The following is a 21,042-nucleotide window of genomic DNA, read 5'->3' as shown; positions in this document are numbered from 1 at the left end:
CGGGCGATGAACCGCACACGATTTGCGTAGTTTACGCTTCTTGCGCAATGTTCAGGGCGCTCGCCGCATGAATTCGTGCCCGCGCACCACGTCTAGACTAGTTTTGATCAGCCCAGTATATGCAAGAACCCCGAATCTTAGTGGTTGAGGATGACGCCGAGTTGCGTTCGTTGGTGGAAGGTAGGCTCCGTGAATCCGGTTACAACGTGCGGACGGCCGCCACGGGCGTGGAAGCCTTGGCCCGTGTCGAAGAGCAAGCGCCGGACCTGGTGCTGCTCGATGTGATGCTCCCCGAAATGGATGGCCTGGAGGTCTGTCGCCGGCTCCGTTCCAGCCATCCGCTCCTGTACATCATCATGCTCACGGCGCGGGCCGATGAATTGGACCGTGTGGTGGGCCTCGAGGTGGGGGCGGACGACTACGTGACGAAGCCGTTCAGCCTCCAGGAGCTGGTGGCGCGCGTGCGCGCGGCGCTGCGTCGGCTCCGGCTGACGGCCGAGCAGAAACCGGCCGGCGACGGGGAGGACGAAGAGTCGATCCTCGTGTTCGACGATCTGCACATCGACCCGATCCGCCGCGAGGTCCGCCTCCACGGCGAACTGATCCGGCTGACGGTGCGCGAGTTCGACCTCCTGCTGTTCCTCTGCCGCAATGCCGATCGCCCCTTCACCCGGACGCAGCTCCTGGGGAAGGTGTGGGAGATCCAATATGAAGGGTACGACCGAACGGTCGATTCCCACGTCCAGCGCCTCCGAGCTAAAATCGAAGACGACCCAGGCAACCCGCGGTTCATCCGAACCGTCTGGGGTGTCGGGTACAAATTCCAGGCTGAAATCGAGGCATGATCCACGAAGAGCACGACATCGAACCCGCACCGTGGTTCAGTCTGTCGCGTTCTGCTTTCTGGAAGGTTGCGGGCATCCTGGTGGGTGTTCAGGTGGCTACCGGCCTGCTGGCCGTGGCCCTGAGCGCCTACTTTGCGTATGACCGCAGCCTGAACCTGGTCGAAAAGACGATCCGTGTGCGTCTGGACGACCTGGCCGGCGAGGTAGAACGACGCGCCTTTCCGCCGGGCTCTTCGCCGGAAAAGGTGCGCTCGTTGCAGGACCCCCTGCCCGAAGCGCTGCTCCTCGACCTCGCTTCCCGCTTCCCCGATCCCATCTCGCTGCTGGACGAAGACGGCCAGGTGCTCCACACGATCCAGCCGAACCCGGCCGTGTTCAAGGGACGCCTCGAGGCCGGCCCGCTGATCGTCACCGCGCCGGACCACATCCGGCAGCGCCTCGAACGGAGCCGCGTGCACGTCCGCCTGGACCAGATGAGCCTGTCGGGGGAGACCACCTGGGCCATGGCGCCCATTTACGACGCCAGCGACCGCCTCGTCGGCGGCCTGCTCGTCCAACCGCTCACCAACTCCATCCGCCGCGAACTGGCCGACACGAATTCGGCCTACGTCTCCGCCTTCCTCATCATCATCACCCTGTCGGTGTTTACGGCGCTCATCTTCGGGGCCGTGTTCACCTGGCTGATTGTGAAGCCACTGCGGGACGTGATGCAACAAGTCGAGCGCTTCGGCGCCGGCGACTACAGCGCGCGTATCGCGCTGCGTAAGGAGGACGAGTTTGGACGCCTGGCGTCGGTCATCAACCAGATGGCCAACCAGGTGGAGGACAGTGTCGAGGCCCTGCGGGCGACCGACATGTTGCGCCGGCAGATGATCGCCAACTTCGGGCACGATCTCCGGACGCCGCTCGCCGCGCTGCTCGGCTACCTCGAGGAGACGCGTCGCTACATGGAAGAGGCGAACAAAGACGCCGCGACTGGCGCGCTCGATGTCGCCGAGCGGCAGGGCAAGTACCTCCAGCAGCTGGTGGGAGATCTGTTTGAACTCAGCCTGCTCGACAGTGCCAACGCCCCGCTGCGCAAAGAGCCGATTCCCCTGGGCGAGTTGCTATCCGACGCCGCGAACTCGCACCGCCGTGCGCTGCAAAAGGCCGAGATCGAGTTTTTGCTCGATGTCTCTCCGTCCCTCCCGATGATCGAGGGCGACGGCGTGCGGTTGCTGCGGGTGCTGGACAACCTGCTCTCCAACGCCATGCACCACACCGAGCCGGGTGGGAAGATGGAATTGGGCGCGCGGGTGGATCACGGCCACGCGTTGATCGAAGTGCGGGATACCGGCTGCGGGATGACGCCGGAGGTGCTCGAGCACATCTTCGACCGGTATTACACCGGAACGGGAGCGCGGACCCGCCGGCTCGGAACCGGTCTCGGTCTGCCCATCAGCTCTGCCATCGCCCGGGCGCACGGCGGAACCCTGACGGTCCGCAGCACGCCCGGAGAGGGCAGCGTGTTCACGCTCGCGTTGCCGCTGGACGGCTCCGCCGGCGGGAATGGAGCCGTTTAGCCCACCTTCACCCGAATTGGCTTCACCTCCTCCTTTTTCGGGACTTCGATGTCCAGCACACCGTCCTTGTAGTTGGCCTTGATGGCGTCGGCCTTGACGGCGGTGGGGAGGTTGAAGCTGCGGTAGAAGCTGCCGAAGCTCCGTTCGAGGCGGACGTAGTTCGTTTCCTCCGTCTTTTCCTCCGACTTGCGTTCGCCGCTCACGGTGAGGACGCCGTCGTGGTAGTTGATCGTGATGTCTTCCTTCGCGATGCCCGGGGCGTCCAGGTGGACCTTGTAGGCATCCTTCGTCTCGGAGAGATCGACCGAGGGAATCCAGGACCGCTTGCCGTTGCCTTCGGCCGGCGTGGTGGCCGGGAAGAAGTCGTTAAAGAGCCGGTCGAATTCGCGCTGCATGCGGCTCAGGTCGTTGCTCGGGAAAAAGCGTGTCATGTTAGACATGGCTGTACCTCGAAAGGTTGGTGGAGGGTAGTGGTTGATGAGCGTTGTCGAACAACCCGTGTGCCAGTGGGCGCAATTACGCCATTTTGGCGGCCGGCCGGACAAGTTGTGCAGGGGCGTTCCCGAGAGAGGTGGAAGGATTGGCAGGGACACGCCATGGGTGTCCATACAAGATGGCAGGGTGGCCCCGTAGAGACGCCATACCTGGCGTCTCTACCTCCCCCACCACGCCGACCTCCCCGGTGCGGGCAAAGGCCCGCCGAGGCGACCGAGTGCCCGGGATAGCGAGTCCCACCGGAAGAGCCCCGGAGTGTTTTAGAAACCCTCCGGGTCTGAACGCAAATGCCGGGGCGTTCAGGGGCCGGGGATGGCGCTTTTTGTAGAGACGCCCCGGTGGGGCGTCTCCGGGGTGTCGGCATTCGGTTTTGGGTCCTGGATCGAGTCCAGGATGACGTGGCGGGGAGGTTTCCGCTGTGATTCGGGAGGCCCCTCGGCTACGCTCGGGGTGACAATGTGGGGAGTGGGGCGTCTCCGGGGTGTCGGCATTCGGTTTTGGGTCCTGGATCGAGTCCAGGATGACGTGGCGGGGAGGTTTCCGCTGTGATTCGGGAGGTCCCTCTCCGTATGCGGTACGGGGCAGGCTCGTACGTTCGGAGTAACAAGGGAGGAAGTTGTGCCATCTCCGGGCACCACCCCGCCACCGGCGAGCCGGCGGCGACCCTCCTCGAGTGAGGAGGGTATGGTTGAGCGTGGAAAGGTTAAAGACCCAATCCCGCCAGTTCCTCGCGCGGCTCGTCGAAGCTGCAGCTGCCGAAGGAGGTGGCGAACGACCGGGCGTGGGTGATTTCGGTGGGGGTGGCGTGGTAGCCGGACCAGGCGAAGCCGGCGTCGGACAGGGTGAAATGGGTGGGGTCGGTGTCGGAGAGGAGGGCGGCGAGGGTTTCTCGGTCGAGGCCGCGGGCGTGGGCGAGGACGCCGGCGCCGAAGACGTTCAGGAAGCCGTGCATCGCGCCGCCCACCTCGGCACGATGGCTGCGGACGGGGTGGTGGAGGCCGGCGGTAGCTTTTAATGGCACGCCGGCGTCGCGGCAGGCGACGATGGCCTCGGCGAGGGCGTCGGGAGCGGGGAAGTCGTCGACGTGGAGGCCGCCGGTGCGGATCTTGAAGCCGAAGCGGCCGGCGCCGGCGTCGTGGAGGAGTCCGACGAGCAGGCCGGTGCGCGGGTCGTCGGGATCCAGGACGGGGCCTTCGATGAAGAGGCGTTCGACGGCCAGGCCGGCGTCGTCGACGTGCCGGGGGAGGCGCTCCAGGAAGCGAAGGATATCACCCGGCTCGAAGGGATCCAACAGGGCGTCGGGGAGGCGGATTTCGAGGAGGTCGACGCCGGCGTGGGGCCCGCGCAGGTCCTGGAACGCGCGCGATGCGGCGAGGTCGGCCTCGAAGGTCGCGAAAAACGCCTCGGCGTCCGGACCTCCGGTGGGGAGGACGGCGAGGCGAACGGGGGCCTCGGCCGGCAGGAGGGCGTCGAGCGCCGCGATCTGGCCTGCGGGGCAGACGAACCGGCCCAGCATCCAGGCATCGGGGCCGGCGAGGTACCGGAGGTAGTTGGCGGCGGCGTCGGCCAGCGGCAGGCCGGCCGGCGGGAAGAGGCCGGCGTAGTCGATGAGGCCGGCGAGGAAGGGAGAGGGCATGGGGTTTAAGGTTCGGGGTTTCAGGATTGATGTTCGAGGTTTGAGGTTTAAGGGTGTGGTTTGAGCGCTTGATCTTACCTGATGGTACTTTAACCCTTGATCTTCGAACCTTGAACCCCTTTCTAATCCGTGAAGTTTACGCCAGTGCATTTACAATATGGCAGCGCGGTTAGTAGTTTACATAGTTTCTGAGTAGACGCATCCTATCGTTTCCGGCTTCACACCCACGCAGCCTGGAAGTCATCATATCCTGTGAACAGAATCAACGAGGCTAAAAGAGCCATGAGAAATCTAGTCATGTACTGCGGCCTGATGGTGGTCGGAATCCTGTCGTTGGCGGCCGGCTGCGGCGGTGATCCGAACGTGGAAGGCGCCAAGCTCGCGCTGACGCTCGACGAGGTCAACTACGACGAGTATTATGGGAAACTCGATCAGGCGATTGCGGCCGATCCCGCGAATGCGGAGGCGTACGAGGTGAAAGGCAAGCTGCTCCAGCGGCAGGCCGGCGAAGTGAAAGACCCCGCCCAGCACACCGAGATCGTCAAGAAGATGGTGGAGGCCTACGGCAAGGCGCTCGAAATCACGCCGGGCAGCCCGTCCGTGATCCAGCAGCTCCGCCAGGCCTACGTCGCCGAATTCCAACTCGGATTCCAGGCGTTTAACCGGGGCCGCGAGAACACGGAGGCCTACACGGAGGCCGTGACGTTCTTCCAGAATACGTCCGTCATCCAGCCGGATTCCGCCGCCCCCTACGTCAACGCCGCCTACGCGATGATCAATGCGGGCATGTCGGATCAGGCGATCCCGACGTTTGAGAAGGCGATCTCGCTCGGCGAGTCCGAAGCGGATACGTACGTGCTCCTCTCGAACCTGTATCTGCAGAATCAGCAGACCGGGGAAGCGATTGCGTTGCTGGAGAAAGGGCGCGACATGTATCCAGACAAGCCGGAGCTTCAGAGCCAGCTGCTCAACGCCTACATCTCCTCCGGACAGATGGAACGCGCGCGCCAGGTGTACAAGGAAGCCGTCGAACGCGAGCCGGACAACAAGCTGTACCACTACAACTACGGCACGCTCCTTCTGGAAGCCGAGGAGTACGACGCCGCGGAAGCTGAATTCCGCGCCGCCATCCGCCTCGATCCGGAATACGGCGTGGCCTATTACAACCTCGGCGCCACGTTCGTCAACAAAGCGGTCTCTGTCAATGACGAGATCTCCGTCAAGGACGACGCACTCCGCCAGAATCGCAGTACACTCTCCTCGAGCCAGGTGACGCAGGCGGAAGGCGAACTGGAGGCCCTCGCCGAACAGCGCAAGTCGTTCTTCGAACAGGCCATCGAGCCGCTCGAAAAAGCGCGCGACCTCCAGGTAGCCGCCGGCGAAGAGGCCGCGCTGACCTGCAATGCGCTCTTCACGGCCTACGTGCAGTCTGGCATGCAGGAAAAAGCCGAAGAAGCGGCCGCCTGCGCGGGGATCGATCTAAACTGATCGAACACGGAGCGTATCCGAAACCCCAAATAGTGTCATCCTGAGCGTAGTCGAAGGACCTCCCGAACGATCGAGAGGCCCTTCGACTGCGCTCAGGGTGACTTATTTTTTTTGAGCATTTTAGTACCGTTTCTAACGGTGTCACCTCCCGTCGTATCCTTTTCTCTCCGCCATGCACGTCGACACCCGGACTACCCTTCGCTTCGGCACACTCGCCGTCCACGCCGGCCAGGAGCCGGACCCCGTCAGCGGCGCGATCATGACGCCGATCTACCAGACGTCCACCTACGTACAGGCCGCGCCCGGCGATCATAAAGGCTACGAATACGCCCGCGTCAACAACCCCACCCGCACGGCGCTCGAACACAACCTCGCCGCCCTCGAACAGGCTGAACACGGCATCTGCTTTTCCTCGGGTGTCGCCGGCATCGACGCCATACTGAAAGGCCTCCGCCCGGGCGATCACGTGGTGTCCACGAACGACCTCTACGGGGGCACCTTCCGCCTCTTTCGCCAGGTCTACGAGCCCTTTGGCCTCCGCTTCTCGTTCGTCGACATGCGCGACCTCGACGCCGTCGAGCAGGCCGTCACGCCGCAGACGAAGATGCTCTGGCTAGAAACGCCGACGAACCCGCTCATCCGTATCCTCGATCTCCACAAACTGATCGCCCTCGGGAAAGCACACGGGATCGATGTGGCGGTGGACAACACCTTCGCCTCGCCCTACCTCCAACAGCCGATTGTGCTCGGAGCGGACCTCGTGCTGCACTCGTCCACGAAGTACCTTGGCGGTCACTCGGACCTGATCGGCGGCGTGGTCTGCACCAGCCGGGACGACTGGAACGAGAAGCTGCGCTTTCAGGTCAAGTGCGCCGGCGCGGTGCCGGGGCCCATGGACTGCTTCCTGAACCTGCGGGGCACAAAAACCCTGCACATCCGCATGCGCCAGCACTGCGAGAACGCTCATGCGATTGCCGCTTTCCTCGCGGGGCACCGCAAGGTCGGCCGTGTCTACTTTCCCGGCTTGCCGGATGACCCGGGCCACGAGATCGCCAAAAAGCAGATGAAGGACTTCGGGGGGATGTTGTCGTTCACCCTCGCGGCGGATTCTGTCGAAAACGCCTACAAGGTACTCTCGGGCACCCGCGTGTTTGCTCTGGCGGAGAGCCTCGGTGGCGTGGAGAGCCTCATCGGGCACCCGGCCTCAATGACACACGCCTCGATCCCGCGCGAGGAGCGGATCAAAAACGGCCTGAGCGACTCGCTCATCCGCCTGTCCGTTGGGATCGAGGATGTAGAGGACCTGATCGAGGACCTGGACCAGGCGCTCGCGGGCGTTTAACGTTGGGGCGTTACGTAGCGAAGCGCGCTTGTCATCCCCACGAAGGCGGGAAACGAGCGTAGCGACTTACGAAGTAATCCATGCAACCAACGGGCCTTCTATGGATCCCCAATCGAGTTGGGGATGACGGGCATTGTTGGGACGCCGTGTTTCGGCAACAAATCAGATCGCGTCGCTTGCTGAGCGACTCATGTTACGGTTACGTTGATCCGGAAGATCGGATTCTCCCCATCCTCCACCACCTCATCCGTTTCGGGCTGGGTGTTGCCGGCGCGGTCGATGGCCCGGATACGGATGGTGTGAGCGCCGGCCGTAGCCGTCCAGGGGTGCTGCCACAGGGCCCAGACGCCGCGGAAGGGGTAGGGGAAGCGGGAGGCATTGTCCACCTGGAGCGTCGAACGCAGGGTCGGGTTGGCGCTGAGTACTTCGGGGAGATCGACCAGCGACGCGGCGGCGAACGGGGCGTCGTCGATGGACACCTCAACCCGCTCGATGCCGGCCATACCGCTTAGCGCATAGCCGAAGATGGCGACGGGGCCGGCGGACAGCTGCGCGTTGCGGAGCGGGTTGGTCGCCTTGTTCACCACCTGTACCCGCCCGTCGTCCGTGTACCCGAGTGCTTGCTGGTAGCTGCCGAAGGCGGAATCATCGGCCGTGGCTTCGAGGCGCGTGACCCACTTGACGCTTTTGTAGCCGTACTGGCCGGGCACCAGCAGCCGAACGGGAAAGCCGTGGTCCGGTGTCAGCGGGGCGTCGCCCATCTGGTAGACGAGCAGAGGCTCTACCTGCTCGGCGGCGAACGGCCCCATGGCTTCGAGGACCCGCAGGTTGTTCGTGAAGCCGTCGGCCCCATAGATGCGGATGCGGCGGGCGGCAGCGTCCACGCCGGCGGCTTCGAGCACGAGCCGTAGTGGGATGCCGGTGAACAGGGTGGTGCTGATGAGGCCGGGGACAAACGTGCTGTCCACGATGCAGCGGAGGGTGCTGACGAGGCGGACTGCCTCGCCGGAAAACCGAAGCAGATCCGCATACGAAAACGTGCGGGGCGTCGCGACAAGGCCGTCGATCGTCAGACCCCACGAATCGCGGGCGATCTGGCGCGGGCCGGCCCAGTTTTCCACCGTCCCATCCGCCCCGTACTGCACAAAAAACGCGCGGTCCGGATTGGGGTCGGTGAGCGGGGTCAAAAACGGGATGTCGGTGCCCTCGACGAAGGGGGCGACGCTGTTGGTTTCGCAGCCGGCCATCGGCGTGAGGGCGATGCCGAGCGCGGCCGTTCCGAGCCGGACGACAAAGGTGCGGCGCGATACATCGGCGCGCCCCGGAGAATCAATCATGGACATCAACGCAAAAAGTCGCCGCGAAAGTCGATCCCGAAGAAAAAGTCCTGCGAGTCGATGGTGTTGCGCCCGTACGGCGTGAGAAACGCCTGGACGCCGAAGCCTACGTTTTCGAAACGAAACGCGCGGGTCAGTTTGAAGGGGTAAACCGTAAGACCGGCGCCAGCCTTGAAGTAGCGCTGGTGTGTCGGGATCGGGTTGAGGGCGGTGAAGCCAATTCGGGGGGTCTCGACGGACCAGACGCCCTGGCCGAGGGCCTGTACGAAAAAGGTGCCGCTGAGCAGCGTCAGGCCGGCTTCGGCCTGGAAAAGCCACTCATCGCCAAAGGCGGGCCGGGTGTCGCGGATGCAAAACAGATCGACACCGGCCGTACACGCTACGGCCTTCGACAGACCGTAATACGACGAACGATACCGGTACCCGCCGGCGGCCTGCACGTAGGCCGCCGTAGGCCAGAAGCTGAGCCCGATGCCGATCAACGCATGGGCGTCCACTTGGCCGGCGCCGGCGCTGGGGGTGAGATTGCGTGTGTAGCCGGTGGGCACCGTGGCGCCCAGATTCATCGCCATCGCAATGGCGGATGGGCGGATGCCGAGCAAGGGGAAAAGGCCGAAGCGTAACCCGATGCTCACCGAGCCGATCGCCGCGGTCTCATACCGAAAGGCGAGGTCGTGGACGGCGAGCTGCTTGAACGGAGCGGAGAGCACCACGGTGAGGTTGTCCAGCAGTCCCCATTCGGTGTAGAGATGATAACTCTGGTCGACAAACGCGTTGCCGGCGACGCCGTCGATGAAATCGCTCCGCCGGCCATCAAACGTGAATTGATCGCTCGCGCGGATGTCGCTCCGGGCCACTTTGGCGTAAAAGGCGCCCCGGGATGCCGGCCAGGCCTGGCCCCACGCCGGCGCCGGCGTCAGGGCCCCGATCAGGGCGAGAGCGACGAACGTCCCGATCCACCGTGGTTGTCCCCAGCCCGTGTGCGACTTCCTGTTACGAATGGTGTGCGCGATCATACCCGGTTTTTTCGAATCCCTGCGCTGGCCCATCGACAATAGCTGTGCCAGAAAAGCGCCGGGTAAACCCTTGTTTCGCCGAGGAGGACAAGCAAATCGCCGTGTCCTCCTGAGCGCCAGCGAGGGATCTTCGACAGGCAGAACCTTGCGTGAAGCGCAACCTGTCCAGTCGGAGCGATCCCGGAGACCTGCGGCGGCCTTAGGCCTGGAGCCGCTCGAAGCTCCCTCGCTTCGCTCAGGAGGACATTCACCTTTGAACTGGTGCCTCTCGGAGAACTCTCGCTTCGCTCAGGATTACATGCAGCCTCAGTACTGCAGCATCGCGCGCATCCCATCCAGGATATCCTGATCCTGCGGGAGGACGGCGCGTTCGAGGGGATCGGCGAAGGGGACGGGGGTGAAGGCGCCGGCGACCCGGCGAACCGGGGCGTCGAGGTATTCGAAGGCCTTGTCGGCGATCTGGGCGCAGATCTCGGCGCCGAAGCCCGCGAATTCACAATCTTCGTAGATCACGAGTGCGCGACTTGTCTTGCGGACCGAGGCAAGGATCGTTTCGCTATCGAGCGGCACGATGGTGCGGAGATCGATGATCTCGATCGAAGCGCCCTCGCGGGCCAGCGTTTTGGCGGCGGCGACGGCGCGATGCACCATCATCCCGTAGGTGACGATGGTGAGGTCTGCGCCTTCCTGGACGACGCGCGCCTTGCCGAACGGCAACAGGTAGTCGGCATCGGGTTCGGGTGAACGGGCGTTCGCGGCGCGGTAAAGGGCTTTATGTTCGAGAAAGATGACCGGATCCTGCAGGCGGATGGCCGTCTTCAGAAGGCCCTTGGCGTCGGCCGCGGTGCAGGGCATCGCGATGAGAAAGCCTGGCATGTGCGCAAAAAACGCCTCGATGTTCTGCGAGTGGCAGAGTCCGCCGTGGATATAGCCGCCACAGGGGACGCGGATGACAACCGGGGCGCCGAAGGTGCCGTTGGACCGGTAGCGGAAGGTAGACAGCTGGTTGCGGAGTTGCTGGAGCGCCGGCCAGATGTAATCGGCGAACTGGATTTCGACGACAGGCTTAAACCCGGCGGCGCTGATGCCGACGGCCGTTCCGAGGATCGAGTCCTCGGCGAGGGGCGAGTTGAAGCACCGGTCCGCGCCGAAGCGTGCCGTCAGTTCGCGGGTGGCGGTGAACACGCCGCCCTTGCCGCCGGCGACGTCCTCGCCGTAGACGATGACACGCGGATCGCGCTCCATCTCCTCGTGGAGGGCGTGGTTGATGGCATCCACCATCACGATCGGCTCGCCGGCCGGCGTTGAGGCTTCGTAGTCGAGGTCCACCACGCCCTCGAAAAACACGTGTAGGGCGGCGGTGTCTGGCACGGGATCCGCCTGGGCGTCGGCCCAGACGGCGTCCTGGTCGACGCTCTGGTGGACTTCCGCGCGGATCCGGGCCATCGACGTTTCGTCTAGCATGCCGGCCTCGTTGAGCGCCAGTTCGAGACGGGCAATCGGGTCGATCTGGCGGTCGAGTTCCAACTCCTCGGGCGTCCGATACTTCATGTGGTTGTCGGACGACGAGTGCGGGAGGAGGCGGACGACGTCCGCCACGATCAACGCCGGGCCGTGGCCGGAGCGGATGTATTCGATGGCGGCGCGGGCGACGGCGGCCGTCTTGAAGAAATCGGTCCCATCTACGCGCGCGCGCACGAGGCCTTCGTAGCCGGCGCCGAGCTTATAGGGCGAGCCGCCGGCCGTCTGTTCGGACACCGGGACGGAGATCGCGTATTTGTTATCCTGGACAAAAAACAAGACGGGCGCCTTGATGCGCGTAGCCCAGTTGAGCGCCTCATGGAACGAGCCCTGGGAGGTAGCGCCTTCGCCGCAAGAGACGTAGGAATAACCGTCTTCGTTCTGCCGCTGGATGGCCATGCCGGCGCCGAGGGCCGGCAGGAACTGCGCGCCCACGGATGAGGACGTGGGGAAGATGTTGAGCTCGACCGACGCGAAGTGCTCCGCCATCTGCCGGCCCCCCGAGTTGGGGTCGTCGGCTTTGGCGAGGTGGGCGAGCAGGATCTGGCGGGCTGTCATGCCCAGCGACAGCGCCATGCACATGTCGCGGTAGTACATGGTGAACCAGTCATGCCCCGGACGCGAGTAGAGCGCCACGGCCGCCTGCGCGGCCTCGTGGCCGGCGCACCCGATGTGGAAGAAGCCTTTGCCCTGTTTGAGGAGCGTGATCATCTTCTCGTCCAACCGGCGCGACGTAAGCATCGTGCGGTAGATGTCGAGCAGCGTCGACGGCTCGAAGTCGGCCGGCTGCAGCGGCGCGACGTCGAGGCCAACCGTGAGGGTGCCGTTCGACGCTTCGACGCTGTCGGGGGCGTGGAGCGCCAGCGGCTTGTGCGCTGTTTTACCGGGGGCGGTCTTGGGCTTGGCCATGCGAATCGTACTGGTGGTTAAATCCAAGGCGTAAGGGTAGTGGCCGCCTCCGGTGGCACGGCGATCGTACAGAGCCTATCGGCGTTTTCTGAACGGATCGGCGGCATGGCGCGGTGGCAAAACCTGAACCCGCATACGAACGCCTTAGTCGACATCGTGTTCGGCGTTTTCGCCGGCGTACGGGAGATCGAACCAGAATCGGGTGCCGCGGCCGGGAGTGCTTTCCACGTGGATCTGTTCGTCGTGTGCAAGCAGGATCTGCTTCACGATGCTCAGCCCGAGCCCTGTGCCGCCGCTTTTGCGCGATCGGTCCGGATCGACGCGGTAGAAGCGCTCAAAAATACGTTCCAGATGGTCCTCTGGAATCCCGCGGCCCGTATCCACCACCTCGAGGCGCACCTTCTGGCCGCGCCGGCGGAATCGGAAGCGGACGTGGCCTGCGTCTGTATAAACGATGGCGTTCTCGATGAGGTTCACGAGCACCTGGCGCACGCGGTCGCGATCCGCGAGGACACTCTGCGGGGCGTTGATGACCTCAAGCTCCAGATCCTTGGCGTCGGCCTTCGGCCGTAGCATTTCGGCCACCTCGAGCCCCAGCTCCTGGAGGTCGAACACCGCCGGCTTGATGAGATCCTCCCGATACTCGAGCCGCGCGATCTCGATGAGGTCGTTGAACAGGTTGCTCAGCCGCTCCAGGTTCGCGAGCCCCTTCTGGGCGTACCGTTTCTGCTGATCCGGGGAGAGGTTGGGGGAGGAGAGGGCTTCGAGGTAGCCGCTGACGGCGAAGATGGGGTTGCGGACCTCGTGGGAGACGTTGCCTATGAACTCGCCCTGCAGGCGGGCGAGGCTCTGGAGGTCCTCGATCTTCCCGCGGAATCGATCCGACATCCGGTTCAGGTTCTTGGCGAGGTCCTGGAACTCCGCGGCGCGGGAATCGACGTATATCTTCTGGTCGAACTTGCCCTCGTTGATGCTGCTGGCGCTTTTGTTGATGGCTTCGAGGGGCTTGGTGACCTCGCGCGAGGCGACCCAACTGCCGAAAAGCGTCAGGATAAACGTGGCGACCATGCCGCCAATGAGGGCGATCATCATCTGGTTGACGAGCGCGTAGAGGGGGGGTTCGGGGACGATGAGACGCAGCGAGTAGGGCGAATCCGGCGGTTTCATCACCCCGATGAGAATCGTCGTGCCCTCTTCCGTGGTGTGCTCCAGGAAGTCGAGCCGGCCCGGCAACACGGGCATGCTTTCCAGATTGGCGGGGAGGTGGATATTGTGTTTAAACGGCTCGCCGCGGACGTCGAACAGGAGCGTGTCGTTGCGCAAGACGATGATGCGCATGTCCAGCAGACGGCTCGCCTGATCCATCGCGAACCAGGCATCGGCCTCGCTGGGGGCATCGACGAGCGCGGCGACCAGGCGCACGCCCTGGTCCCGGAGCATGCGCTTGGTCGCGTTCTCGAACTGGCCTTTGAGGACGAGGCCGGCGTAAAGCCCCACACCGAGGACGGCCGCGCCCACAAAGAGGGCGAACGTCAAAAACATCCAGGTTTGCGTCCGAGCCCGTTTGGGATAGGCGAGCGACCACGCCTCCTTAAAAACGAGCGCGATCCACGAGGCAAGACGCCGTAGCCAGGTCATTTATTCCTGCGGCACTTCGTCTTCCACGAACCGGTAGCCGACACCCCGAACCGTCTGGATGTGCTGGGCGAACCCGCCCAGCTTCTCACGCAGGTTCTTGATGTGTGCGTCGACCGTCCGTTCGGTGACCATCATGGCGTCTTTCCAGATCGTTTCGAGCAGCTGCTGGCGGGTGAAGGCCTTGCGCGGGTGGCGGACGAGGTACCGCAGCAGTTCAAATTCCGTCAGCGTGAGGCCCAGGTCCTTGCTGTCGATCGTGGCCCGATACTCGTCTTCGTAGATCGCAAGGTCGTTGACGTGGATCATCCGGCTTTCATCGACGCCCGTGCGGCGGAGCACCGCCTTGACGTGGGCGATGATGACCTGCGGCGAAGCCGGCTTCGTGATGTAGTCGTCGCCGCCCATCATCAGGCCGCGGACCTGATCCTCTTCTTCCACCTTGGCGGTGAGGAAGATGATCGGGATGGTTTCCGTCTCTGCGCGGGAACGGAGGGCGCGGCACACGGCGAATCCATCGAGGCCCGGCAGCATGACGTCGAGCAGGATCAGGTGGATATCGGGATTGGCCTTCTGGAGGGCCTCTTCGCCGTCAAACGCTGTGTGGACAGTGTAGCCTTCCTGTTGAAGAAAGTGGCTGACAACTTCGACGACGTCTTCTTCATCGTCTACGACGAGCACATTGATCTGGGAGGAGTCGGTCGTGATCATGTTATCTATCTATGGGGCCTTAGTTAAGCCGTAGTGGTTGAGTCGTAGACAGTGGGACGTACAGGGTCCACGGGGTGGCCGGGTGGCCGGACGCTGGATGCGCCGTCTTCACAATATACATTTTTTTGTTTTCCAGTAACGTCCATTTTTTGCCGGCTTACCGGTCGAACCGGGGAACGCGGGGTGAAATGCCGCACAATATCTCGTACGGGGTGCGATCGCTCCATGCGGCCACATCGTAAATGCTGGGCCCCTCGGGTCCAAAGAGGACAACATCGTCGCCGGCCGCGACGGCCGCTCCGGGTCCGTCGGGCGCGCCGAGGTCGAGCATCGTCATATCCATACACACCGTCCCGGCAATTCGGTAGAGTTGTTCGCCGATCCGGGCGAAGCCGCGGTTCGACAACGCGCGCGGGTACCCGTCGGCATATCCGGTGGCCACCGTGGCGATCCGGGTGGGGGCTGTCGCAAACCAGGTTCGGCCGTAGGAAACGCTGTCGCCCGCCGGCACGGTCTTGACATGTACGACCCGCGAGACCAGGCGCATGACGGGAAGCAGGCCGGCGTCGTTCAACCGAGCGGGTTCATGGGAAACGCCGTAGAGGGCGCCGCCGACGCGGATCCGCTCGCGGTCGGTTGTACAGAGCCGGTCCCGCAGGCGGAGCACCGCCGCCGTGTTGCCGATGTGGAGGGGGAGGTTGTTCGGACCGATCGCGGCCTGTACGGCGTCGAAATGGGCGATCTGTTCGAGGGCGAAGGTCGTATCGTGTGCGCCGGCGGATGCAAAATGGGTCCATACACTCGCCACCCGCACCCCGGGCGCGGCCGTCAGCCGGTGGATGACGTCGGCAGCCTCGTTCGGCGCCACCCCGATCCTCCGCATCCCTGTGTCGATTTTGACGTGAACGTCCAGCCGGCCCTCACCGGGCGCCGGCTGCCGCACGGCCTCGGCCACCGCGACCGACGACACGGTGAGCCCGATGTGGTGGCGCCGATACAACGGGATGTGTTCGATGAGGGGGGCCCCGATGACCAGGATGTTTGCCTCGCAGCCCTCGCTCCGCAGCCGGAGCGCTTCGTCGAGCCGCGCCACCGCGAAATCCCGGACGCCTTCGGTTTCGAGCACCCGCGTGATGCGGGTCGCGCCATGGCCGTAAGCGTTCGCCTTGACGACGGCCAGAAGGCCGGCCGGCGCGGCAAGGCGGGACAAAACGCGTACATTCGACCGAAGCCGGTCCAGCAATAACTCGGCGCGCGTCGGGCTCGCCTGCGCTATGTGCGACGGAGTGAGGGTTGTCATGGGGATGGACGCTGAGGACGGGGCCGGGCATGTATCCATCAGGATCCATCCGGTTCCTCTGCTGTTTATGGCTTTCGACACGCGTCCGCCTACTTTATTCGGTCTGTATGAACTCCGTACTCACTTCCGAATCGTCGTCATCCCCCCCTTTCCTGCTTCTGTGGCATGCTGTTGCTTTATGGGCGGCCCTGCTTGCGCCGGCCACCCTCGCGCAACCCGCCGCCCCGGCGTCCGACGAGCCGCGCCCCCGCATAACGCTGGAGGATATCCATGCCTCGAGCCTCTTCACCGGAGCCTCCTTCGAGGGTGGCGAGTGGGCGCCGACCGGGCCTGTCGTGACGTACATCGATGAGGATGCCGCCCAGCGCCTCACGCACCTGATGCGGTTCGACCTCGAGACGAAGGCGTCCGAGCGGCTGATCGATGGGTACACACTCCTGGCGGACGATGTCGGCCGGCGCATCGCCATCGAAGGGTATGCCTTCAGCGCGGACGGCAAGACCGCGCTGATCTATACCGACTCCGAGCCCGTCTGGCGCGCCAATACGAAGGGTTTTTATTACCTCTATGATGTCGACACCCGCGCCCTGAAACCCCTCAGCCGGCGCGACCTCGGGTTCCAGATGTTCGCCAAGCTTAGCCCGGACGGACGCCATGCGGGTTTTGTGCGCGACCGCAACCTGTTCCTGGTGGACCTCCGCACGATGGAGGAGCGGGCGCTGACCCACGATGGCAGCGAAGGGGCCATCATCAATGGCACGTCGGACTGGGTGTACGAGGAGGAATTTGGCCTGCGCGACGGCTGGTCGTGGAGCCCGGATGGCCGGCACATCTCGTTTTTTCAATTCGACGAGTCTAACACACGGGACTTCTTCCTGGCCGATCTGCGCGAGCAGTATCCGAGCCAGGTGCCCTTTCGCTACCCGAAGGCCGGCGAAACCAATAGCGAAGTCCGCGTCGGCGTCGTGGAGGTCCGTTCCGGTGAGATGTTATTTTTCGAGACCGAGACCTGGTTCGGCGCCGGGGATGACCACGAGTATGTCCCGCGGATGGGTTGGACACCGCCCATCGGCGGGACACATCTGGTGTGGATGCTCCGCCTGAACCGCGATCAGAGCCGGGTCGACCTCCTGTACGCGGACCCCGCGGATGGCCTCGTCCGCACGGCCTATACGGAGACGGAGACCTCCTGGATCGATGTCGCCCAGGGCAAGGTGTGGTTTCTGGATGACAATGAACACTTCCTCTGGATGAGCGAGAGCGACGGTTACTGGCACCTGTACATCCACCGCAACGGAGGCATCCGGATCGGGGCCGTCACGCAGGGCAACTGGGAGGTGAGCAAGGTCGAAGGGATCGACGCCGCCGCCGGCGTGGTCTATTTCAGCGGCGCCCTCACCAGCTCGCTCGAGCGGCATCTTTATGCCACGGACTATCGACAGGCCTTCACCCCCAATACCCCGGCCTCGCTGCCGCGTAAAATCACGCCGCAGCCCGGTACCCACGTCGTCAGCCTCTCGAAAGACGCCAAGTTTTATATCGACACCTACTCCAGCGCCGCCTCACCCCCGGTCGTCACCCTGCACCGAATCGATGGCGAGCCCGTCCGCGTCCTCGAAAGCAACCAGACGTTGATCGACCGGCTCGCCCGGTATGCGTTGCCCGAGCCGGAGTTCACGACGATCCCCGGGGCGGACGGCACGCCGCTCAACGCCTATCTGATCAAACCCTCCACGTTCGACCCCGAGGCCGAATATCCGGTCCTGATGTACGTCTACGGCGGTCCGGGCTCGCAGACGGTGGTGGACAGCTGGGGGGGAGCCCGCTACCTGTGGCATGCCTATCTGGCCGACGAGTTGAACGTGATCGTGGCGAGCGTGGATAATCGGGGCACCGGGGGGCGCGGCAAGGCATTCAAGAGCCGGCCGTATCGCCAGCTCGGCATCCTCGAGGCGGCCGACCAGATCGCCGCCGCCCGCGCGTTGGGCGAACGGCCGTATGTGGACGAGAACCGCATGGGGGTCTGGGGATGGAGCTACGGCGGCTATATGTCGCTGATGTCCATGCTCACAGGACCGGGGCCGGACGTGTTCAGCTTCGGCATGGCTGTCGCCCCGGTGACGGACTGGCGCCTCTACGACACGATCTATACCGAGCGGTACATGTCTACCCCCGCCAATAACCCCGACGGCTACACGATTTCCGCCCCGGTGAATTACGCGAGCCGGCTGGCGCCCCATCAACGCCTGTTGCTGGTGCATGGCGACTTCGACGACAACGTCCATTTCCAGCACACAGTCCAGATGGCCGACGCGCTGCAGGAAGCCAATAAGCCATTCCAGTTTATGATGTACCCCGGCCGCAACCACGGCATCTACGGCGGCAATACCCGGCTCCATTTACATACGATGATGACGGAGTTCGTGCGCGAAAGCCTGCAACAAACGGTGGTGGAGACGGAAGGGGGAGAAAAGGCAAAAGGGAGAAGGTAAAAGGCAAAAGGCAAGGTGAATCGTGCATCGTGTGAGGTACGATTTACGAAAAAGGCGACAGAGAGTCCTAATGCTAGACGTGTCGCAGCACATAGAGTAGCCCTCTTTCTCCCGTTGTCTTTTCCCTTTTCCCTTTTTCCTTTTCCCTTTTTCCTTTTCCCTTTTCCCTTTTTCCTTTCCCCTTTTTCCTTCAATGACCCCAGACTTACTCCTGAAAGGAGGCTCCGTCCTCGATCCGGTTTCGGGCCGGCTCGAACGAAACGATGTCTTGATCCGAGGAGGCCGTATCGCGGCCGTCGGGCCCAATCTCGACGCCGGCGATGCGCCGGTTTACGACTGCGCCGGCCGGATCCTCTCGCCCGGGTGGATGGACATGCACGTCCACCTCCGCGAACCGGGCTTCGAATACAAGGAGACGATCGCCAGCGGCTGCGCGGCGGCGGCGTTTGGCGGCTTCACGGCCGTGGCCTGTATGCCGAATACGAAGCCGGCCATCCACACGCGCGACGTGGTGGAGTTCGTCATCGAGCGCGGCGCGGCGACGCCGGTGGACGTATACCCCATTGCCTGTGTGTCGAAGGATCGCGCCGGCCTGGAGTTGACCGAGATGGCGGACCTGGTCGCCGGCGGGGCGGTGGCCTTCAGCGACGACGGAGCGCCGGTGCAGAACGCCGGCCTGATGCGCCGCGCGCTCGAGTACAGCTCGATGCTCGGCAAACCCATCGTCAATCACATGGAGGAGAAGACGCTTAACCTGGGCGGTCACATGTTCGAGGGCGATGTCTCCACCCGGCTCGGCATTCCGGGCATTCCTTCCCTCGCCGAGGAGGTGATGATCGCCCGCGACATCCTCCTGGCCGACTTTACCGGCGGCCACGTACACGTCGCGCACATCTCCACCCGCGGGGCCGTCGAACTCGTCCGCCGCGCCAAGGAACGGGGGGTGCCCATCACCGCCGAGGTCTGCACCCACCACTTCACGCTCACCGACGAAGAGGTCGAGCGCACCGAGTTTTCGACGAACACGAAGATGCACCCGCCCCTCGCCGACGCGGCGTCCGTCGAGGCCATGAAGGAGGGATTGCGGGATGGCACGATCGACGCGATCTGTACGGATCATGCCCCGCACGCCTCGTTCGAAAAGGAAGTGGAGTACATCGAGGCGCCGTTTGGTATCCTCGGGCTGGAGACGGCGTGGGGCCTCACGGGCCGGGAGATCGTAGCGCCCGGCGTGCTCACGCTGGCGCAGACCGTGTACAAGCTGACCATCGCCCCCCGTCAGATCCTGGGGATCCCGGTGCCGGAGATCAAGGCCGGCCAGCCGGCCAACCTCACCGTTTTCGATGCCACCACGCACTGGGTGTTTGGCCAAGAGCACATCCGCTCGAAAAGCGTCAATACCCCCTTTATCGGCGCCCCGATGGTCGGCCGCGCCTGGGCGATCTATAATAAAGGGCGGCTGGTGAAGAATGGCTGAGGGGATAGCTTGGGATGAGTATGGGAGGCTGTAGACATTCCCACACGTAGTAACGAAAAAACCTGGAAGTAATGCTTAACATCGGCCTGGTTTTCGGCGGCGTGTCGCCCGAGCACGAAGTATCCGTGATCACGGCGCTGCAGATGGCGGCGGCGATGGATCGCACGAAGTACACGCCGGTGCCGCTGTACATCGCCAAAAACGGCGCCTGGTACTCGGGCGATGTGATGCTCGAGTTGGAGCGGTACAAGGATCTCGACGCCCTCATCCCGCAGGCCACTCCGGTGTCGCTGGCGCCCGTGCCCGGCGGAGGGGTAGAGCTCCAGACCCGCGAGAAGCTCCGGTTCTGGCAACAGGCGCCGCCGGCGCAGCGGCTAGACGTCCTTTTCCTTGCCCTGCACGGCGGCGAGGGGGAAAATGGGGGTGTCCAGGGGATTTGCGAGACGTACAATGTACCCTATACCGGGAGCGGCGTGTTCGGGTCGGCTCTGGGAATGGATAAGGTGATCACGAAGATGGTGTGTCACGACCAGGGTGTTCCGGTGGTGGATTTCATCGCTTTCCGGGAGAGTGAGTGGGGCAACCGGGAGGAAGAGTGGCTCGACGAGTGCGAAAGGCGGCTCGGCTACCCCGTGGTCGTAAAGCCGGCCCGCCTGGGCTCGTCCATCGGCATCCGCCTCGCCCGCGACCGCGCCACGCTCGACGCCGCCATCGAGGATGCGCTGCGGTACGACGACAAAGTAGTGGTCGAGTACGCCGTCCGCAACCTGCGGGAGATCAACTGCTCGGTGATGGGGAGCCCGGACGAGGCGACCGCGAGCGTGCTTGAGGAGCCGAAGACCAGCGCCGGCGAGGCGCTGCTCACCTACCAGGAGAAATACATGCGCGGCGCGTCCGGGGCCAAGGGGAGCAAGCAGTCGGCCGCCCCTTCCGAGGGCATGGCCTCGTTGGATCGGATCATCCCCGCCCCCATATCCCACGAACAGACGGCCGCCGTTCAGGCGCTCGCCGTGCGGGTGTTTACCCTGTTCGAATGCGCCGGCCTGGCGCGGATCGACTTCCTCATGGACGGCGCCACGGGCCAGGTGTTCTTCAACGAGATCAACACCATTCCCGGCTCCTTCTCCTTCTACCTCTGGGCCCCGAGCGGCGTCCCGTTCGACGAACTCGCCCACCGCCTCATCCAACTCGCTCTCCAACGCCACCGCGAAAAAAACCGCCGCGTACGGTCGTACGACGTGAACCTGCTCGCCCTCCGCGCCGGCGGCGCCAAAGG

At 64.0% G+C, this 21,042-nt stretch carries 15 protein-coding genes; 7 read left to right on the top strand and 8 right to left on the bottom strand.

From position 1 onward, the window contains the following. Positions 1-119 precede the first annotated feature (119 nt). Positions 120-845 carry a response regulator transcription factor gene (locus tag SH809_07370; GenBank protein ID MDZ4699508.1) on the top strand — a complete coding sequence of 242 codons (726 nt, stop codon included), beginning with the start codon at positions 120-122 and terminating at the stop codon, positions 843-845. Beyond that, positions 842-2,407 carry a HAMP domain-containing sensor histidine kinase gene (locus tag SH809_07365; GenBank protein ID MDZ4699507.1) on the top strand — a complete coding sequence of 522 codons (1,566 nt, stop codon included), beginning with the start codon at positions 842-844 and terminating at the stop codon, positions 2,405-2,407. The genes SH809_07370 and SH809_07365 overlap by 4 nt, the downstream gene beginning before the upstream one ends. Here SH809_07365 and SH809_07360 read toward each other — a convergent pair. Together SH809_07360 and SH809_07355 are read right to left on the bottom strand one after the other, a co-directional pair. Then, positions 2,404-2,847 carry an Hsp20/alpha crystallin family protein gene (locus SH809_07360; protein ID MDZ4699506.1) on the bottom strand — a complete coding sequence of 148 codons (444 nt, stop codon included), beginning with the start codon at positions 2,845-2,847 and terminating at the stop codon, positions 2,404-2,406. The genes SH809_07365 and SH809_07360 overlap by 4 nt on opposite strands. Before the next feature lie 758 nt (positions 2,848-3,605). Continuing rightward, positions 3,606-4,538 (bottom strand): hypothetical protein, encoded by a 933-nt coding sequence (locus SH809_07355; protein ID MDZ4699505.1) that lies wholly within the window; start codon positions 4,536-4,538, stop codon positions 3,606-3,608. Positions 4,539-4,820: 282 nt separating this feature from the next. Between SH809_07355 and SH809_07350 the strand changes: the two genes are divergently transcribed. Then, positions 4,821-6,026 (top strand): tetratricopeptide repeat protein, encoded by a 1,206-nt coding sequence (locus tag SH809_07350; protein MDZ4699504.1) that lies wholly within the window; start codon positions 4,821-4,823, stop codon positions 6,024-6,026. A gap of 172 nt (positions 6,027-6,198) precedes the next feature. Further along, complete coding sequence (locus SH809_07345) at positions 6,199-7,368, top strand: cystathionine gamma-synthase (GenBank protein MDZ4699503.1); 1,170 nt, start codon at positions 6,199-6,201, stop codon at positions 7,366-7,368. A 188-nt stretch (positions 7,369-7,556) separates the two neighbouring features. Here SH809_07345 and SH809_07340 read toward each other — a convergent pair whose 3' ends face one another. The 6 genes from SH809_07340 to alr all read right to left on the bottom strand — a co-directional run bounded on the left by SH809_07340 (position 7,557) and on the right by alr (position 15,797). Then, the gene (locus tag SH809_07340) at positions 7,557-8,705 is read right to left on the bottom strand and encodes a molybdopterin-dependent oxidoreductase (protein ID MDZ4699502.1); all 1,149 of its coding nucleotides are present in this window, start codon (positions 8,703-8,705) and stop codon (positions 7,557-7,559) included. Positions 8,706-8,710: 5 nt separating this feature from the next. Continuing rightward, a complete protein-coding gene (locus SH809_07335; protein MDZ4699501.1) occupies positions 8,711-9,721 on the bottom strand; it encodes a hypothetical protein in 1,011 nt (336 codons plus the stop codon). A gap of 306 nt (positions 9,722-10,027) precedes the next feature. Then, complete coding sequence (locus tag SH809_07330; GenBank protein ID MDZ4699500.1) at positions 10,028-12,151, bottom strand: dehydrogenase E1 component subunit alpha/beta; 2,124 nt, start codon at positions 12,149-12,151, stop codon at positions 10,028-10,030. A gap of 144 nt (positions 12,152-12,295) precedes the next feature. Next, positions 12,296-13,789: a HAMP domain-containing sensor histidine kinase gene (locus tag SH809_07325; protein ID MDZ4699499.1), complete on the bottom strand. Its 1,494-nt coding sequence runs from the start codon at positions 13,787-13,789 to the stop codon at positions 12,296-12,298. After that, complete coding sequence (locus tag SH809_07320) at positions 13,790-14,497, bottom strand: response regulator transcription factor (GenBank protein MDZ4699498.1); 708 nt, start codon at positions 14,495-14,497, stop codon at positions 13,790-13,792. Positions 14,498-14,654: 157 nt separating this feature from the next. Next, positions 14,655-15,797 carry an alanine racemase gene (gene alr, locus SH809_07315; GenBank protein MDZ4699497.1) on the bottom strand — a complete coding sequence of 381 codons (1,143 nt, stop codon included), beginning with the start codon at positions 15,795-15,797 and terminating at the stop codon, positions 14,655-14,657. Positions 15,798-15,904: 107 nt separating this feature from the next. Between alr and SH809_07310 the strand changes: the two genes are divergently transcribed. The 3 genes from SH809_07310 to SH809_07300 all read left to right on the top strand — a co-directional run. Further along, positions 15,905-18,289, top strand: a complete 2,385-nt coding sequence (locus SH809_07310; GenBank protein MDZ4699496.1) for a DPP IV N-terminal domain-containing protein — start codon at positions 15,905-15,907, stop codon at positions 18,287-18,289. A 193-nt stretch (positions 18,290-18,482) separates the two neighbouring features. Beyond that, entirely contained in the window at positions 18,483-19,766 is a 1,284-nt protein-coding gene (locus tag SH809_07305; protein ID MDZ4699495.1) for a dihydroorotase, read from the top strand. A gap of 71 nt (positions 19,767-19,837) precedes the next feature. Continuing rightward, positions 19,838-21,042 (top strand): D-alanine--D-alanine ligase family protein (locus SH809_07300; protein MDZ4699494.1); only part of this gene is annotated, 1,205 nt, incomplete at its 3' end.

This window comes from Rhodothermales bacterium (genome assembly GCA_034439735.1).
In the GTDB taxonomy this organism is placed as follows: Bacteria; Bacteroidota; Rhodothermia; order Rhodothermales; family JAHQVL01; genus JAWKNW01.
Note: the sequence above shows the minus strand (reverse complement) of the source record. Positions and strands in the feature narration are given on the sequence as shown.

What these genes read in the sequence shown, in the direction of transcription:
- alr (MDZ4699497.1), bottom strand. Translation starts at nt 15,797, where the DNA reads ATGACAACCCTCACTCCGTCGCACATAGCGCAGGCGAGCCCGACGCGC.
- SH809_07350 (MDZ4699504.1), top strand. Translation starts at nt 4,821, where the DNA reads ATGAGAAATCTAGTCATGTACTGCGGCCTGATGGTGGTCGGAATCCTG.
- SH809_07340 (MDZ4699502.1), bottom strand. Translation starts at nt 8,705, where the DNA reads ATGATTGATTCTCCGGGGCGCGCCGATGTATCGCGCCGCACCTTTGTC.
- SH809_07330 (MDZ4699500.1), bottom strand. Translation starts at nt 12,151, where the DNA reads ATGGCCAAGCCCAAGACCGCCCCCGGTAAAACAGCGCACAAGCCGCTG.
- SH809_07360 (MDZ4699506.1), bottom strand. Translation starts at nt 2,847, where the DNA reads ATGTCTAACATGACACGCTTTTTCCCGAGCAACGACCTGAGCCGCATG.
- SH809_07310 (MDZ4699496.1), top strand. Translation starts at nt 15,905, where the DNA reads ATGAACTCCGTACTCACTTCCGAATCGTCGTCATCCCCCCCTTTCCTG.
- SH809_07305 (MDZ4699495.1), top strand. Translation starts at nt 18,483, where the DNA reads ATGACCCCAGACTTACTCCTGAAAGGAGGCTCCGTCCTCGATCCGGTT.
- SH809_07325 (MDZ4699499.1), bottom strand. Translation starts at nt 13,789, where the DNA reads ATGACCTGGCTACGGCGTCTTGCCTCGTGGATCGCGCTCGTTTTTAAG.
- SH809_07370 (MDZ4699508.1), top strand. Translation starts at nt 120, where the DNA reads ATGCAAGAACCCCGAATCTTAGTGGTTGAGGATGACGCCGAGTTGCGT.
- SH809_07345 (MDZ4699503.1), top strand. Translation starts at nt 6,199, where the DNA reads ATGCACGTCGACACCCGGACTACCCTTCGCTTCGGCACACTCGCCGTC.
- SH809_07365 (MDZ4699507.1), top strand. Translation starts at nt 842, where the DNA reads ATGATCCACGAAGAGCACGACATCGAACCCGCACCGTGGTTCAGTCTG.
- SH809_07355 (MDZ4699505.1), bottom strand. Translation starts at nt 4,538, where the DNA reads ATGCCCTCTCCCTTCCTCGCCGGCCTCATCGACTACGCCGGCCTCTTC.
- SH809_07335 (MDZ4699501.1), bottom strand. Translation starts at nt 9,721, where the DNA reads ATGATCGCGCACACCATTCGTAACAGGAAGTCGCACACGGGCTGGGGA.
- SH809_07320 (MDZ4699498.1), bottom strand. Translation starts at nt 14,497, where the DNA reads ATGATCACGACCGACTCCTCCCAGATCAATGTGCTCGTCGTAGACGAT.